Origin of the sequence: Arthrobacter sp. NPDC056727 (genome assembly GCF_042790555.1) — a bacterium.
Taxonomy (GTDB): Bacteria; Actinomycetota; Actinomycetes; order Actinomycetales; family Micrococcaceae; genus Arthrobacter.
The window spans coordinates 54,311-68,948 of record NZ_JBHTZA010000020.1; the positions used below are offsets into that span (position 1 = coordinate 54,311).

The 14,638-nt window shown below is 66.6% G+C and carries 14 protein-coding genes; 10 read left to right on the forward strand and 4 right to left on the reverse strand.

The window, feature by feature from the left end; genetic code table 11:
- Nucleotides 1-16: 16 nt before the first annotated feature.
- The 7 genes from rsgA (at nt 17) to ACFRAH_RS18275 (ending at nt 7,101) form a co-directional block, all read left to right on the forward strand.
- Nucleotides 17-1,078 carry a ribosome small subunit-dependent GTPase A gene (gene rsgA, locus ACFRAH_RS18245; RefSeq protein WP_377992314.1) on the forward strand — a complete coding sequence of 354 codons (1,062 nt, stop codon included), beginning with the start codon at nt 17-19 and terminating at the stop codon, nt 1,076-1,078.
- A 284-nt stretch (nt 1,079-1,362) separates the two neighbouring features.
- Nucleotides 1,363-2,451: an ABC transporter ATP-binding protein gene (locus ACFRAH_RS18250; protein ID WP_377992315.1), complete on the forward strand. Its 1,089-nt coding sequence runs from the start codon at nt 1,363-1,365 to the stop codon at nt 2,449-2,451.
- Entirely contained in the window at nt 2,451-3,164 is a 714-nt protein-coding gene (locus ACFRAH_RS18255; protein WP_377992316.1) for an ABC transporter permease, read from the forward strand. Before ACFRAH_RS18250 ends, ACFRAH_RS18255 begins: the two co-directional genes overlap by 1 nt.
- Nucleotides 3,161-3,904, forward strand: a complete 744-nt coding sequence (locus ACFRAH_RS18260) for an ABC transporter permease (protein ID WP_377992317.1) — start codon at nt 3,161-3,163, stop codon at nt 3,902-3,904. The genes ACFRAH_RS18255 and ACFRAH_RS18260 overlap by 4 nt, the downstream gene beginning before the upstream one ends.
- Complete coding sequence (locus ACFRAH_RS18265; RefSeq protein WP_377992318.1) at nt 3,901-4,860, forward strand: ABC transporter substrate-binding protein; 960 nt, start codon at nt 3,901-3,903, stop codon at nt 4,858-4,860. Before ACFRAH_RS18260 ends, ACFRAH_RS18265 begins: the two co-directional genes overlap by 4 nt.
- A gap of 130 nt (nt 4,861-4,990) precedes the next feature.
- Entirely contained in the window at nt 4,991-6,211 is a 1,221-nt protein-coding gene (locus tag ACFRAH_RS18270) for a pyridoxal phosphate-dependent aminotransferase (RefSeq protein WP_377992319.1), read from the forward strand.
- A gap of 35 nt (nt 6,212-6,246) precedes the next feature.
- Nucleotides 6,247-7,101 (forward strand): PPK2 family polyphosphate kinase, encoded by an 855-nt coding sequence (locus tag ACFRAH_RS18275; protein WP_377992320.1) that lies wholly within the window; start codon nt 6,247-6,249, stop codon nt 7,099-7,101.
- Nucleotides 7,102-7,137: 36 nt separating this feature from the next.
- On the opposite strand, the gene ACFRAH_RS18280 is transcribed toward ACFRAH_RS18275, so the two are convergent.
- Nucleotides 7,138-7,407 carry an exodeoxyribonuclease VII small subunit gene (locus tag ACFRAH_RS18280; RefSeq protein ID WP_377992321.1) on the reverse strand — a complete coding sequence of 90 codons (270 nt, stop codon included), beginning with the start codon at nt 7,405-7,407 and terminating at the stop codon, nt 7,138-7,140.
- A 65-nt stretch (nt 7,408-7,472) separates the two neighbouring features.
- Nucleotides 7,473-8,756, reverse strand: a complete 1,284-nt coding sequence (gene xseA, locus ACFRAH_RS18285) for an exodeoxyribonuclease VII large subunit (protein WP_377992322.1) — start codon at nt 8,754-8,756, stop codon at nt 7,473-7,475.
- Nucleotides 8,757-9,024: 268 nt separating this feature from the next.
- On the opposite strand from xseA, the gene ACFRAH_RS18290 reads away from it, so the two are divergent.
- Both ACFRAH_RS18290 and ACFRAH_RS18295 read left to right on the forward strand, forming a co-directional pair.
- Complete coding sequence (locus ACFRAH_RS18290; protein ID WP_377992323.1) at nt 9,025-9,873, forward strand: hypothetical protein; 849 nt, start codon at nt 9,025-9,027, stop codon at nt 9,871-9,873.
- A gap of 78 nt (nt 9,874-9,951) precedes the next feature.
- Complete coding sequence (locus ACFRAH_RS18295) at nt 9,952-11,028, forward strand: 4-hydroxy-3-methylbut-2-enyl diphosphate reductase (protein WP_377992324.1); 1,077 nt, start codon at nt 9,952-9,954, stop codon at nt 11,026-11,028.
- 37 nt (nt 11,029-11,065) lie between these two features.
- On the opposite strand, the gene ACFRAH_RS18300 is transcribed toward ACFRAH_RS18295, so the two are convergent.
- Nucleotides 11,066-12,319 carry a DNA recombination protein RmuC gene (locus tag ACFRAH_RS18300; RefSeq protein ID WP_377992325.1) on the reverse strand — a complete coding sequence of 418 codons (1,254 nt, stop codon included), beginning with the start codon at nt 12,317-12,319 and terminating at the stop codon, nt 11,066-11,068.
- 141 nt (nt 12,320-12,460) lie between these two features.
- Here ACFRAH_RS18300 and ychF point away from each other — a divergent pair, with 141 nt between their 5' ends.
- Complete coding sequence (ychF, locus tag ACFRAH_RS18305) at nt 12,461-13,546, forward strand: redox-regulated ATPase YchF (protein ID WP_377992326.1); 1,086 nt, start codon at nt 12,461-12,463, stop codon at nt 13,544-13,546.
- Between the two features lie 203 nt (nt 13,547-13,749).
- Here ychF and ACFRAH_RS18310 read toward each other — a convergent pair whose 3' ends face one another.
- Nucleotides 13,750-14,616: a helix-turn-helix transcriptional regulator gene (locus ACFRAH_RS18310; RefSeq protein ID WP_377992327.1), complete on the reverse strand. Its 867-nt coding sequence runs from the start codon at nt 14,614-14,616 to the stop codon at nt 13,750-13,752.
- Between the last annotated feature and the right edge of the window lie 22 nt (nt 14,617-14,638).

Below are 14,638 nucleotides of genomic sequence, written 5' to 3' on the forward strand. Positions count from 1 at the left end.
AATAAAACCTGACCACATGCCAGGCCCCCTCGCCTACGGTTTTACGTCGGCGACGGCCCGGCACTTCACAGCCCATCCTGCCGACGGCGGCGAGGCCGCGGCGCGTGTGGTCCGGGTGGACCGCAACCGGATTGTCGCCGCGACGGACGGCGGCCTCGTGCACCTGCCCTATCCGGCCGGTGCCGTTCCGGCCACAGGCGACTGGGTCTGGCTCGGCCGCAACCGGGCCGCGGAACCTGCCGTCGTCGGGGTCCTTCCGCGCACGTCCGAGCTGAGCCGCAAGCGCGCCTTCGACCCGTCCACGCAGGCGCAGGTCCTCGCCGCCAACATCGACATGGTGGGCGTGGTGGTTCCCGTAGACCGCCCGCTGAGCCACTACAGGCTCGAGCGGACCCTGGTGGCGGTCTGGGATTCCGGTGCCACGCCGCTGGTGATCATCACGAAGGCGGACTTGGCGGACATCGCCGATGACGTCGTCGGGAAGGTCATCCTGCAGGCCGCCGGCGTCGACGTGGTGACCACCTCGGCAGAACAGGGGGACGGTATCGATGAACTGCTTTCCCGGGTGCAGCCGGGGTGGACGCTCGCCCTGCTCGGGCCCTCCGGCGCCGGGAAGTCCACGCTGATCAATGCCCTGGCGGGGCACCACGTCCAGTCGACAGGTGGCGTGCGGGCCGCCGACGGCCGGGGGCGCCACACCACCACGTCCCGGGAGCTGGTGCCGCTGCCCAATGGCGCCGTGCTGATGGACACCCCAGGTGTCCGCGGGTTCGGACTGTTCGACGCCGAGGACGGCATGGAGGAGATGTTCGGCGACCTGCAGGTGCTCTTCGAACAGTGCCGCTTCTCCGACTGCGCCCACGACCGGGAACCCGGGTGCGCCGTGCGGGCGGCGCTCGACGACGGGTCCCTGGAGGAGAGGCGATGGGCCAGCTACCTGAAGCTGCAGCGTGAGCTTGCCGCCCTTGAGCGCCGCCACGACGCCGCCGCGCGAAGGGCGTACCAGCGGGAGTGGCACCAGAAGGTGGTGGTGGCCGGCCGGAGCCAGCGGGCCGCCGAACGCTACCGGGGCAGCTGACCGGCACTTCTGGAACGGTGGAGTTTTTGTCCAGATAATGGCCGCTCCGGGCGCTTTTCGAGCCATTATCTGGACAAAAACTCCTCCACCCATCCGGGGAAGGGGGCGGCGCCGAATCAACAGTGTTTGTCTCCGAATGATTACGGTATGTGCGCCTGCGGAGGTTTTGCATCGGGCAGTGGTTACGCTGTGTCAAGACTCGCTTTACAGCCAAAAAACAGCGTGCTTATGATCAATTCGCTTTACCGTCCGATGTTGCCGCCCAACAGTTAGGTAAGCCGGGTATGGCCGAAGCCATGATCGAGTTCCAGAGCGTCACCAAGCAGTACCAGAGTGGCCAACCGGCGGTGGACGAGCTGAGCATGTCCATTGACCGGGGCTCCGTCACGGTGTTCGTTGGACCATCAGGCTGCGGCAAGACCACCTCCCTGCGCATGATCAACCGGATGGTCGAGCCCACCTCCGGGACCATCACCGTGGGCGGACAGGACGTAACCTCGGTGCCGGCGGCCGAGCTCAGGCGCTCCATGGGCTACGTGATGCAGTCGTCCGGGCTCATGCCGCACCGCTCCGTGGTGGACAATATCGCCACCGTGCCCCGGCTGAACGGCGTGCCGAAAGCTGATGCCCGCAAGCGTGCGGAAGAACTGCTCGACGTCGTGGGGCTGGCTCCGTCGCTGGGCAAGCGGTACCCGTCCCAGCTCTCAGGCGGCCAGCAGCAGCGCGTCGGCGTGGCCCGCGCGCTCGCGGCCGATCCGCCTGTCCTGCTGATGGACGAGCCATTCAGCGCGGTGGATCCCGTTGTGCGCGACGAACTGCAGCAGGAGCTTTTGCGACTGCAGCGCGACCTTGCCAAGACCATCGTCTTTGTCACCCATGACATCGACGAGGCCACCGTGCTGGGGGACAAGGTGGCGGTCTTCGCCGTCGGCGGCAAGCTGGCGCAGTACGCCACGCCGGAGGAGATCCTCCGGGCCCCGGCCAACGAGTTCGTGGCTTCCTTTGTGGGCCGGGACCGCGGGTTCCGGCACCTCGCCTTTACCACGGCCGACGGCGTCGCGGTCCATCCCGTGGAAACGGTCACCCTGGGCGGGGCCTCCAGTGCCAACGTGGACGGCTGGCGCCTCGTGGTGGATGAACAGCAGCGCCCGCTGGGCTGGGAAGGCCCCGGCCTGGACTCCCAGCTCGTGCCCGGCGGGTCCCTGTTCCGGCCGGGTGACACCCTCCGGCGCGCGCTGGACGCCGCACTGTCCTCGCCGTCGGGTCTCGGCGTGGCGGTCGACGGCGACGGCAGGGTTGCCGGCGCGGTCAAGGCCGCGGAGGTACTTTCCGTCATCGAGTCCGCCCGCCGGGCCCGGCAGGGCGCATTCTGATGGAGTGGTTCCTGGCGAACAGCCCCACGGTCTTCGAAAGGGCCGGCCAGCACCTGGTTCTGGCCCTGGTCCCGATGATCCTGGGCCTGCTGATCTCCATTCCGCTGGCACAGGTGTCGCGGCGGCACAGCGCACTCCGGCAGCTCGTGGCCACCGTGAGTTCCCTGCTCTACACCATCCCTTCACTGGCGCTGTTCATCATCCTGCCGCCGCTGCTGGGAACCCGGATCCTTGACCCGCTGAATGTGATTGTCGCGCTGACCATCTATGCGGTGGCACTGCTGGTGCGGGCGGCCATGGATGCCTTTGACTCCGTGGACGATGACCTCCGGCAGGCCGCCGTGGCCATGGGGTACAAGCCGGCCGCGCGGTTCCTGCAGATCGACCTGCCGCTGTCCCTGCCCGTGATGTTCGCCGGCCTGCGCGTGGTGTCGGTGAGCAACATTTCGCTGGTGAGCGTCGCCGCCCTGCTGGGCGTGGGAAACCTGGGGATGCTGTTCACTGACGGGCTGCAGCGGAACTTCGTCACCGAAGTGGTGGTGGGGATTGTCGCCATCCTGCTGCTGGCCCTGGTGATGGACGCGCTGCTGGTCATCCTGGAACGGGTCCTCACGCCGTGGACCCGGGCCGGAGCCGTGCGGACCGATGCGCACGCCAGGTCCGGCGCTGAGTTCATCGCCGACGCCAAAGTGCACGCGGGGGCCGGCCCATGAACATCTTCACCGACACCTTCGCGTGGATCGCCGATCCTGCCCACTGGTCCGGACCGGGCGGGATCCTTGTCCGCCTGCTCGAACACCTCCAGTACAGCGCCCTGGTCCTGGTCATCGCCGCTGCCATTGCGGTCCCCGTGGGCCTCTACATTGGGCACACGGGCAGGGGCCGCGTGGTGGCCGTGGCCGTAGCCGGCGCCCTCCGCGCACTGCCTACGCTCGGGCTGCTGGTGCTGTTCGCGCTGGTTGCCGGAAGCGGCCTGATGCCGCCGGTCTGGGCCCTGGTCATCCTCACGGTGCCGCCGCTGCTGGCCGGCACCTACGCCGGCATTTCCAGCGTGGACACCAACGTGGTGGATGCCGCCCGCGCCATGGGCATGAAGGAGTTGCAGGTCCTGTTCGGCGTGGAGGTGCCCAACGGGCTCCTGGTGATGTTCGGCGGGATCCGCACCGCCGTGCTGCAGGTGATCGCCACCGTGTCGGTGGTGGCCTACCTTCCGCTCGGCGGCCTGGGGCGCTACCTGTTCGACGGGCTGGTGCTCCAGGATTTCCCGCGAATGCTCGCAGGCTCGCTGCTCATCGCCGCGCTGGCGATCGTCGTCGACCTTGTCCTGGCGGCCGTGCAGCGGCTGGTCGTCTCACCGGGGCTTTCCGCACGTTCCAAGGGCGGCCGCAAGGCCGCCACCGATCTCTCGGCTGCCGCGCCCGCGGCGGCCGCTGTTCAAGGAGGCACCGCATGAAGTACCCCGTCCGCACGACTCTTACCCGCCGTGGCCTGGGCGGCCTCGCCGCCGGTGTCGGCGTCGCCCTTGCCCTGTCCGCCTGCAGCGGCGGCAATCCGCTGTCTTCCCCCAGCACGAGTGCAACCGGCGGTGGCACCGCCGGCGGTTCCCTCGTCGTCGGCTCCGCAGATTTCCCGGAAAGCCAGATCATCGCCGAGATCTACGCAGGCGCCCTGAACGCGGCCGGGGTCACCGCCACCACCAAGCCGAACATCGGCTCCCGCGAGATTTACTTCAAGGCTGTCCAGGACGGGTCGGTGGACGTTGTTCCGGACTACTCGGGCAACCTCCTGTCCCACGTCGACGCGCAGGCTGCCGAGGTCACGCCGGAGGATGTCTACAAGGCCCTGCCGGGCAAGCTGCCGAAGGGACTCGCCGTGCTTGACCCGTCCAAGGCCGAGGACAAGGACGCCATGGTGGTCACCAAGGCCACCGCCGAAAAGTACCAGCTGAAGTCCATCGAGGACCTGGCTAAGGTCTGCAAGGACCTGACCATGGCCGCGCCCGCCACGTTCGAAACCCGGTCCTACGGGTTTCCGGGGCTGAAGAAGAACTACAACTGCGAACTCAAGGCGCTCAAACCCTTCAGCGACGGCGGCGGCAACCTCACGCTGCAGGCGCTCCTGAGCGACGAGGTCCAGGTGGCAGACATCTTCACCACCACGCCGTCCATCGCGGACAACGACCTTGTTGTGCTGGAGGACCCGAAGAGCAACTTCAAAGCGCAGCAGGTGCTCCCGCTCTACAACGACGCCAAGGTGACGGACAAGGCCAAGGAGGCGCTCAACAACGTCTCCAAGACCCTTACCACCGATGACCTGATCAACCTGAACCGCGCGGTGAGCGGAAGCCAGAAACAGAACGCCAAAGACGCCGCCGCCGCCTGGCTCAAGGACAAGGGCATCGTCAAGTAGCAAGAACCCGACTAGTTCGCAGTTGTTGTCGTTTTGGGGGTTCCCAACGACAACAACTGCGAGTTACTTGGGATGCGCGTGTGAGGCACGTCTCCCCGGAAGTACATCCCGCTTGTGGCATATTTGATGAATGGCAGAATTCAAGCAGTCCACCAAGCTTCATAATGTCCTTTACGACATCCGTGGACCGATTCTTCAGGCCGCCCAGCAGATGGAGGCAGAGGGTCACCGGATCCTCAAACTGAACATCGGCAACCCCGCACCTTTCGGTTTTGAAGCCCCGGACGCGATCCTGGTGGACATGATCCGCCACCTGCCCCACGCCCAGGGATACAGCGATTCCCGCGGCATCTTCTCGGCCCGCACCGCCGTTTCGCAGTACTACCAGACCCGCGGCATCCAGAGCATCCATGTGGACGACATCTACCTGGGCAACGGCGTCAGCGAGCTCATCACGATGTCGCTGATGGCCCTGCTCGAAGAGGGCGACGAGATCCTGATCCCCACCCCGGACTATCCGCTGTGGACCGCCTCCGTGGCACTGGCCGGCGGCCGCCCTGTCCACTACCTCTGTGATGAGGAGTCCGGCTGGCAGCCTGACCTGGAGGACCTCGAGGCCAAGATCACGCCCCGCACCAAGGGGATCGTGGTCATCAACCCCAACAATCCCACCGGCGCCGTGTACCCGGAAAGCACGCTGCGGAAGATCGTGGCCCTGGCCGAAAAGCACGGGCTGGTGATCTTCGCCGATGAGATCTACGAGAAGATCCTCTACGAGGACGCCGTGCACGTGAACCTGGCAGGCCTCACCGGCGATGACGTGCTGTGCCTGACGTTCAGCGGGCTGTCCAAGGCCTACCGCGTCTGCGGTTACCGGGCGGGATGGATGGCCATCTCCGGGCCCAAAAAGGAAGCCGCCGACTACCTCGAAGGCATCAACCTGCTGGCCAACATGAGGCTTTGCGCCAATGTCCCGGCCCAGCACGCCATCCAGACTGCCCTGGGCGGATACCAGAGCATCAACGACCTCATCCTGCCCGGCGGCCGGCTGCTGGAACAGCGGAACAAGGCATACGACATGCTCAACGCCATCCCCGGCGTCAGCACCCAGCAGGCGCGCGGAGCCCTGTACCTGTTCCCCAAGCTGGATCCCGAGGTCTACAACATCCGGGACGACGAAAAGTTTGTGCTGGACCTGCTCAAGGAACAGAAGATCCTGGTTTCCCACGGCCGGGCGTTCAACTGGGTCCGGCCGGACCATTTCCGGATGGTGACCCTGCCGAACGTCAAAGACATCGAAGAGGCAATTGGCCGGATGGGAGACTTCCTCAGCAGGTATCAGGGGAACTAGCCTTTACCCACAGACAACCGTGGAAAGAGGACCCGATGGCCGGCGTTGTGGAATTCACGAAGCTCCCCTCCGAAACCTTGAAGGTTGGCAAGGGATTCCAGCTGGCCGACGTCGACCCTGATGCCACCGTGGGCTATCCGGGGAACAAGGCCGACGGCGAGCTGCTCCTCGAGGAGCTGGACGTGAAGCTCGCGCAGCTCCAGGAGAAGCTGTTCGCCGAGTCCAGGTTTGGCGGCACGAAGCGCGTCCTCCTGATCCTGCAGGGAATGGACACGGCCGGCAAGGGCGGAATCGTGAAGCACGTGCTGGGCGCCATGGATCCGCAGGGCGTCCAGTTCAAGTCCTTCAAGGCCCCCACGCCCGAGGAAAAGGCCTACGACTTTCTGTGGCGCATCGAAAGGGCAGTCCCGGCCGCCGGCATGCTGGGGGTGTTCGACAGGTCCCACTACGAGGATGTCCTGATCCACCGGGTACACCGCTGGGCCGACCCCAAGGAGCTTGAGCGCCGCTACGGGGCGATCAATGAGTTCGAGGCCAGGCAGGCGGCCGTGGGCACCAAGGTGGTGAAGGTCATGCTGCACATCAGCAATGACGAGCAGAAGAAGCGGCTGCTGGCCCGGCTGGACAATCCCGCCAAGCACTGGAAGTACAACGTCGAGGACCTGAAGCAGCGCGCCTTCTGGGACGACTACATGGCCGCGTACCAGGCCGCGTTCGATGCTACCAACACCGAGCACGGGCCCTGGTACGTGGTGCCGGCGAGCAAGAAATGGTACGCGCGCATCGCCGTGCAGCAGCTGCTGCTGGAGGGGCTCGGCGAGCTCGACCTGGAATGGCCCAAGGCCGAGTTCGATGTTGAAGCCGAGCGGCGCCTCGTGGACAGGTCCTGAGCCGGGGCCTGGTGTCCGGCTGAGGCTCCGCTCGCGCTAGCCGTCCTTGCGGGCTGCGGCGAGCCTCTTCCTGGCGCCTTCCAGCCATTCCTCGCAGCGGCGGGCCAGCGCCTCGCCCCGTTCCCACAGGGCCAGGGAGTCCTCGAGGCTGGTCCCGCCGGCCTCAAGCTTTGAAACGACGGCCACCAGTTGTTCCCGGGCTTCCTCATAGCTGAGGGCATCGATGTCCGGAGGCAGTGCGGGGCCGGGCTGGGCTGCGTCGTTCGGCTGGTCTGCGTTGTCTGCGTTTGTGCTCGGGTCTGTCATGTTTCCTGACCTGTCGTGTCGGTGGTGATGTCATCTGGTGCCGGCGCCGTGTTGGCGCGCCCGCGTTATGGTGCGCCGGTGGATTCCGCGCCGAAACGCCCGCCGGCGACGCGGACCGAGAGCGCGGTTCCCGCCGGCGCCTGGGACGGCTGGCGGACGACTGTCCCGCCTGACCCGGAAAGCTGTACGACGGCGTAACCGCGGTCAAGGGTCTGCTGCGGCGACAATGCCCGGACCTGCGCCTGGAGATGGACCAGCTGGTCCGAAGCACGCATCACCGCAGCGCTGATGGCCGCAGTGGACCGGCGGGCCAAACGCTCCACATCGTCCGCACGCGCCGTGATCATGCTCTCCGGAGCGGCGAGGGCCGGGCGGGACCTGATTGCCGCCAGGCGGTCCGTCTCCCGGGCCACCAGCAGCGTGACGGAGCGGCGCAGCTGGGCTTCGGCCTGCCGCACCCGGGCAAGTTCCTCGGAGACTTCCGGCACGATCCGCTTGGCTGCGTCCGTGGGTGTGGAAGCCCGGAGGTCGGCGATGTCGTCCAGGATGGGCCGGTCCGCCTCGTGCCCGATCGCGCTGACCACCGGGGTCTGCGCGGCAGCGACGGCGCGGATGAGTTCCTCGCTGCTGAACGGCAACAGGTCCTCCAGCGCGCCGCCGCCGCGGGCGATGACAATCACGTCGACCTCGGGGCGGGCATCGAGTTCGCGCAGCGCCTTGACCATCTGCGATACGGCGGTGTTGCCCTGCACGGCGACCTCGCGGATCTCGAACTCAACGGCCGGCCAGCGCAGGGCCGCGTTGCGCAGGACGTCCTTCTTGGCATCGGAGTCGCGGCCGGTGATGAGCCCGATCCGGTGGGGGAGCAGCGGCAGGCGCTTTTTCCGGGACTCGGCAAACAGGCCTTCCGCGGCCAGGGCGTGGCGCAGGCGTTCTATCCGGGCCAGAAGATCGCCCAGCCCAACAGGGCGGATGTCCTTCACGGACATGTTCAGGCGCCCGGTCTTCAGCCAGAACTCGGCCTTGAGCAGGGCCACCACGCGGCTTCCGCGCTCCAGGGGCGTCTCCTGCCGGTCGAGCAGTTTGGACCAGATGGAGGCCGGCAGGGAGATCTCTGCGTCCACATCGCGGAGGGTGAGGAACGCACTGCCTCCGCGCCGGTTCAGTTCAATGACCTGGCCTTCAACCCAGGCGGCCGGCGCACGCTCAATGTGGGTCTTGAGCTTCTGGGAGAGCAACTGCAGCGGCCAGGGATTGTCCGGGCTCGTCTCGGCTGCGGTGGCCGGCACCGTGGTGGGGCCGGCCGCAGGGGCGGTGCCGGGTACAGGGACGGTGGCGTTTTCAGCCATGTGCCGCCCCGGTGGCGGCGGATGCCAGGTGCATGGTCGCGGTCCTTGCCTGTGGATGGTGGGCGGGGTTAGATACTGGTGGTGGGTGAGATGCAGTGGATTAGATACTGCAGTGGGTCAATCAACTCTATCCATAGCTGTATCACCGGCCCCCGACATTTCTGATCGCACCCTGGCGCGCCTAGGATGGCAGTGTCCTGCTGACCAGCCAGGCACCCCACCAGCCAGGCACCCCACCAGCCGGGAAACCCGACCAGCTAGGAATCCCTTGCGTTCATTTCTTGCGGCCTTGGCCGTCATCCTTGGTCTTCTCCTCTCCGCCGCCGCCGTTCCGGCCATCTGGGTGGACCGCAACATCGTGCAGGAGGACGGTTTCGTTGCCCTGGCGGCGCCGCTGGGCAAGAATCCGGACTTCCAGAAGCGCCTGGCGACCGCCGCGGTCAACAGCATTGACACCGGCGGCACCCTTCCTGCCCAGGTGGCGGAACTCGTCCGGCCGGTGCTGGAATCGGCGGCAGCCTCACTGACCGGCCTGCCCGAGTACCCGGCAGCCTGGGAACAGACGCTGCGGAAGAGCCACCGCCTTAACTTTGCCGGCCCGGCGTCGCGTCCGCCCGAAGCCGGTTCCAGTACCTCGCTGAGGCTGGATGTAGCCCCGCTCGTCGCACTCGCTGCCAAGCAAATTTCCCGCCAGGTGGGTGTTCCGCTGGAGGCCCCGGGCCAGACCCTGGTGAACATCGGACAGACGAACCAGCGCCAGCTGATTGAACGCGTCTCGGCTTACTCTCCGCTGGGCTACAGCCTGGCCATCGGTGCGGGGGTGGCATTCCTGTTGGCCCTTGTGACCGCCCGCCGGCGCTGGAAAGTCCTGGCCGGCGCAGGGGTGGGCGCGCTCGCGCTGTCCGGCCTGTGGACGCTGGCGTCCCGTTGGGCCGCCGACGCCGTCGTGGGCACCGCGAGCGGCAACGAAATGGCAGATCTCTTCAAGCGCGAGTTCGTTGCGGCTTCCGCTGCCGGGTTTGCGTCCTGGACGCTGGCGGCGGCGATCACCGGTGGCGCCCTGGTGGCGGCAGGCCTGCTGCTGCGGGTGGTTGGCGGCCCGGCCCGCGGGCGTTGAGCTGCATGCAGGCCAGTTGAACTGCCCGCGGGCGGCAGGCCAGCCTGTGGCCTGCCGCCCAGCCGGTAGCATGGAGCAATGACTTCCTCAGCAGTTTCCCTTTCGATGCCAACTGTCCCGCGCCGGCGGCGTTCGCCGGAGGAAGTCCTCGCGGCGGCACCGGTCCCCGGCCCGAAGAAGGTCCTGCTGGCAGCCCCGCGCGGATACTGTGCGGGCGTGGACCGCGCGGTCATCGCCGTCGAAAAGGCACTGCAGCACTACGGGCCGCCCGTGTATGTCCGGAAGCAGATTGTCCACAACGTGCACGTGGTCAGCTCCCTGGAGGAACAGGGCGCCATCTTCGTGGACGAGACGGACGAAGTGCCCGAAGGCGCCCTGGTCATCTTCTCCGCCCACGGCGTATCCCCGGCCGTGGTCCAGTCCGCGGAGGACCGCGGGCTGCGCACGATCGATGCGACCTGCCCCCTGGTGACCAAGGTCCACAAGGAGGCCGTGCGCTTCGCCAAGGATGACTTCGACATCCTCCTGATCGGCCACGACGGCCACGAAGAGGTTGAAGGAACCTCGGGTGAGGCTCCCGAGCACATCCAGATCATCAACGGCCCCCACGAGGTGGACAAGGTGACGGTACGGGATCCGGAAAAGGTCATCTGGCTTTCCCAGACCACGCTCAGCGTGGACGAAACCATGGAGACCGTGCGGCTGCTCAAGGAGCGGTTCCCCACGCTCCAGGATCCGCCAAGCGACGACATCTGCTACGCCACGACCAACCGCCAGGTGGCCATCAAAAAGATCGCACCCCAGGCGGACCTGGTGATCGTGGTCGGTTCGGCAAACTCCTCCAACTCCGTCCGCCTCGTCGAGGTGGCGCTCGAGTACGGCGCCAAGGCGTCCTACCGTGTGGACTTCGCCAACGAGGTGGACGAGTCCTGGTTTGAGGGTGTTGCCACTGTCGGCGTCACCTCGGGCGCCTCTGTTCCCGAGGTTCTGGTCAAGGACGTGCTCCGACTCCTGGCCGACTACGGCTATGACGCCGTCGAGGAGATCGTGACTGCCGAGGAAGACTTGCTCTTCTCCCTGCCCAAGGAGCTCCGCGCCACCCTCAAGGAAGCCGGGGACGTGTCCCGCGCCCTCGGCGGACGCCGCACGCGCTAGCAGCAGCTGGCGAGCCGGCGTCCGCCCGGCGGATGCCTTAGGCGGCGTCCTCTTCTTCCTCCCCGGCCGCCCGCAATTCAGTGCCCGGCAGGTCTGTGCCCTGAAGTTCCGGGGCTGCCAGGGACCGCGGCGTGACCTGCACAGCCGGAGGGGTGACCAGGCTGCTGGTGTCCAGGGAATTGAGTTTCCGTGCGGTGGGAAGGACCCGTGCCTCCAGTGTGCCGAGCATTGCGTTGTAGCGGTCCACCGAGCTTTTCAGCGAGGACCCCAGCTTGCCGATGTTGTCCCCGAGCGTGCCCATCCGTTCGTACAGCTGCCGGGCAAGTTCGAAGAGCTCCCGGGCGCTGTCCGTGAGGACGTCCTGGCGCCACGTGAACGCCACCGACTTGAGGACCGCGAGCAGCGTGCCGGGGGAGGCCAGCACCACGTTCCTGGAGAGCGCGTGGTCCAGGAGCGCGGGGTCGGCGGAGAGCGCGGCGGCGAGGATGGATTCGGCCGGGACGAAACAGATCACCAGTTCCGGCGAGTTCCCCGGGATGTCCCAGTATTTCTTGGTGCTGAGCGCGTCCACGTGGGATTTCAGCGCCTTGGCATGCGCCGCCAGCAGGTTCTGCAGCGCGGCCTGGCTGAGCCCCGGCTTGTCACCGGCTGACTGTCCCAGCTCCTGCGCCTCAAGGTAGGCGGACAGCGGCACCTTGGCGTCGACCACGAGCTGCTTGTCACCCGGCAGCTGGACCACAAGGTCCGGGCGGACGGCGGCCTCGGCACCCGACGTGCCGTGGTGCTGTTCGTGGAAGTCGACGTGCCGCATCATGCCGGCCGCCTCCACGACCCGGCGCAGCTGCACCTCACCCCACTGGCCGCGCGCGCTGTTTGAGCGGAGGGCGGACTCAAGGGCGTGCGTGGACCGCATCAGCTGCTCATCCGTGAGGCGGGCTTCCTGCAGCTGCTGGGCCAGCTGGCCGTACTGTTCAAGCCGGTCCCGTTCCAGCAGGGACACCTGCTGCTGCACAGCGGTCAGCTTTTCAGCCACCGGGGCCAGGGCCCGCAGGACGCTCGCGTCCTGCTCGCGCGACATGCCCAGGTCACGGTTCTGGGCGGAGAGGAGCTTTCGCTCGGCATCAGCGGCAGCAAACTGGGCGGTCACTTCGGAAAGCCGCGCCGAAACGCCGTCGAAATCCGCCTCCAGGGCGGTGCCCCGGCGGCGCAACACCACGTACACCGCGCCCGCGCCGGACACGGCGCCCAGCAACAGCATCAAAAGGGCCAGAATCACTGCAAAAGGTTCCATGCCTTCACTGTTGCACGCGGCTCTGACATTTATTGTGAGGGCAACACCGGGCGGCACCCACGGGCAGCGGCAGGGATGCCATGCTGCCGGCGGGGGACAGCGGCGCGGGACGCGGTGGCCGAACAGGTAGAATCAATGTCCGTGGCTCTTACTATTGGCATCGTCGGACTGCCCAACGTCGGCAAATCAACACTTTTCAACGCACTGACCCGCAACCAGGTCCTGGCCGCGAACTATCCGTTCGCCACCATCGAACCCAATGTCGGCGTCGTGAACCTGCCCGACCCCAGGCTTCAGCAGCTCGCCGGGATCTTCGGCTCGCAGCGCGTGCTGCCCGCGGCTGTCTCCTTCGTCGACATCGCCGGCATCGTCAAGGGCGCCTCCGAAGGGGAAGGCCTGGGCAACCAGTTCCTCGCCAACATCCGTGAAGCGGAAGCCATCGCCGAGGTGGTGCGCGTCTTCGACGACCCCGACGTGATCCACGTTGACGGCAAGGTGGACCCCCGCTCGGACATGGAGACCATTAACACCGAGCTGATCCTCGCCGATCTGCAGACCATCGAGAAGGCCATCCCCCGGATCGAAAAAGAGGTCAAGACCAAGAAGCGGGAGGCCGCGGAGCTCGCTGCCATCAAGGCCGCGCAGGTGGTGCTTGAGCGTGGCGACACCATCTACTCCTCCGTCAAGAGCGACAAGCTGGAAATGGAGCACCTCAAGGAGCTCAGCCTCCTGACGGCCAAGCCTTTCATCTACGTCTTCAACGCGGATGAGGGAATCCTCGGCAGCGAGGAGAAGCAGGCCGAGCTGCGCGCCATGGTTGCGCCGGCTGACTGCATCTTCCTTGACGCCAAGCTCGAGTCCGACCTCGTGGAATTGGACGAGGCCGAGGCACGCGAAATGCTCGAAATGAACGGGCAGGACGAATCCGGACTGGACCAGCTGGCCCGCGTCGGCTTCCACACGCTGGGCCTGCAAACGTACCTGACGGCCGGTCCCAAGGAAGCCCGCGCGTGGACCATCCACCAGGGCGACACCGCCCCGCAGGCGGCCGGCGTGATCCACACGGACTTCCAGCGCGGCTTTATCAAGGCGGAGGTTGTCTCCTTCGAGGACCTCATCGACGCCGGTTCCATGGCCGAGGCAAAATCGCGCGGCAAGGTCCGCATCGAAGGCAAGGAATACGTGATGGCCGACGGCGACGTGGTCGAGTTCCGCTTCAACGTGTAATCGAGTTCGGGTTTAACGTCTGCGGGCAATCACCGCCACCAGGAAACGTCTGAACAGGGCCGGATGTCCGGCAAAAGAGATCAGCCCGTCGCCTCCCGGCGATGGGCTGATCTTTTTTCAATGGGCGGCCGCGCCACTGTCCGACGAGCGCTGCTTCGGGATCCCGGCACCGTTGGACAGGGTGTAGGTCTCGTTCAGAATCGTCATGCGTTCTCTTCTTTCGTCGTAAGGGTGTGCGCGGCCCAGCTCGCGAGCAGTTGCATGGCCTGGGAGGTGGGAGAGTCGGGCTCTACGGTGAAGACGAGCATGACCAGGCCGGGGTCGGCGGAGAGCTCGAAGGACTCGTAGCCGAACTCGAGGTCGCCGACGTCGGGATGGGTCAGCAGCTTGGCCCCGGACCGGTGGCGGAGCACGTCGTGGGAGGCCCACAGGGTACTGAACTCCTCGCTCTGGGTCGTGAGGGTGCCCACGATCTCGATGAGTTCCCGGTCATAGGGGTCCTGCGCCGATGCCGCGCGGAGCAGCGCGACGACGTCGTGCTTAGCAGTGTCGAAGTCCCTATGGAACCCTGGTGCACGGGCGTCCAGGAACAGCCACTTCGCGTAGTTGTACTGGTCCCGCGACCCGTCTGCTGGCAGGGAATGCAACACGCGTCCGATCCGGTTAAAGGCAAGGCGGTCCAGGCGGGCGTTCTGCACCAGCGCCGGAGTGTCGATGGAGTCGAGCACCTTCTGGATCCCGGGCCGGACTGTTGTGCGGTTCGAGCCCTTCTTCCGCGGCGAACGGCGCTGGGTGATCCGCACGAGGTCGAACAGGTGCCGGCGCTCGTCCTCGTCGAGTTGCAAAGCGCGCGCGACGGCTTCGAGGACTTCGCGGGATGCCCCGGCGAGCTTGCCGCGCTCGAGTCGGGCGTAGTAGTCCGCGCTGACACCGGCGAGGTGGGCAACCTCTTCTCGGCGCAGGCCGGGGACCCGGCGCGCCCCGCCGTAGAGGGGCACGCCAGCTTCCTCCGGAGTGAGCTTGGCTCGCCGGGAAGTGAGGAAGCTGCTGATCTCTGACCGGGAATCCATCTCCATCAGGCTACGTCTACAG

What these genes read in the sequence shown, in the direction of transcription:
- ACFRAH_RS18295 (WP_377992324.1), top strand. Translation starts at nt 9,952, where the DNA reads ATGACTTCCTCAGCAGTTTCCCTTTCGATGCCAACTGTCCCGCGCCGG.
- ACFRAH_RS18280 (WP_377992321.1), bottom strand. Translation starts at nt 7,407, where the DNA reads ATGACAGACCCGAGCACAAACGCAGACAACGCAGACCAGCCGAACGAC.
- ACFRAH_RS18275 (WP_377992320.1), top strand. Translation starts at nt 6,247, where the DNA reads ATGGCCGGCGTTGTGGAATTCACGAAGCTCCCCTCCGAAACCTTGAAG.
- ACFRAH_RS18300 (WP_377992325.1), bottom strand. Translation starts at nt 12,319, where the DNA reads ATGGAACCTTTTGCAGTGATTCTGGCCCTTTTGATGCTGTTGCTGGGC.
- ACFRAH_RS18255 (WP_377992316.1), top strand. Translation starts at nt 2,451, where the DNA reads ATGGAGTGGTTCCTGGCGAACAGCCCCACGGTCTTCGAAAGGGCCGGC.
- ACFRAH_RS18270 (WP_377992319.1), top strand. Translation starts at nt 4,991, where the DNA reads ATGGCAGAATTCAAGCAGTCCACCAAGCTTCATAATGTCCTTTACGAC.
- rsgA (WP_377992314.1), top strand. Translation starts at nt 17, where the DNA reads ATGCCAGGCCCCCTCGCCTACGGTTTTACGTCGGCGACGGCCCGGCAC.
- ACFRAH_RS18260 (WP_377992317.1), top strand. Translation starts at nt 3,161, where the DNA reads ATGAACATCTTCACCGACACCTTCGCGTGGATCGCCGATCCTGCCCAC.
- xseA (WP_377992322.1), bottom strand. Translation starts at nt 8,756, where the DNA reads ATGGCTGAAAACGCCACCGTCCCTGTACCCGGCACCGCCCCTGCGGCC.
- ACFRAH_RS18250 (WP_377992315.1), top strand. Translation starts at nt 1,363, where the DNA reads ATGGCCGAAGCCATGATCGAGTTCCAGAGCGTCACCAAGCAGTACCAG.
- ACFRAH_RS18265 (WP_377992318.1), top strand. Translation starts at nt 3,901, where the DNA reads ATGAAGTACCCCGTCCGCACGACTCTTACCCGCCGTGGCCTGGGCGGC.
- ACFRAH_RS18310 (WP_377992327.1), bottom strand. Translation starts at nt 14,616, where the DNA reads ATGGATTCCCGGTCAGAGATCAGCAGCTTCCTCACTTCCCGGCGAGCC.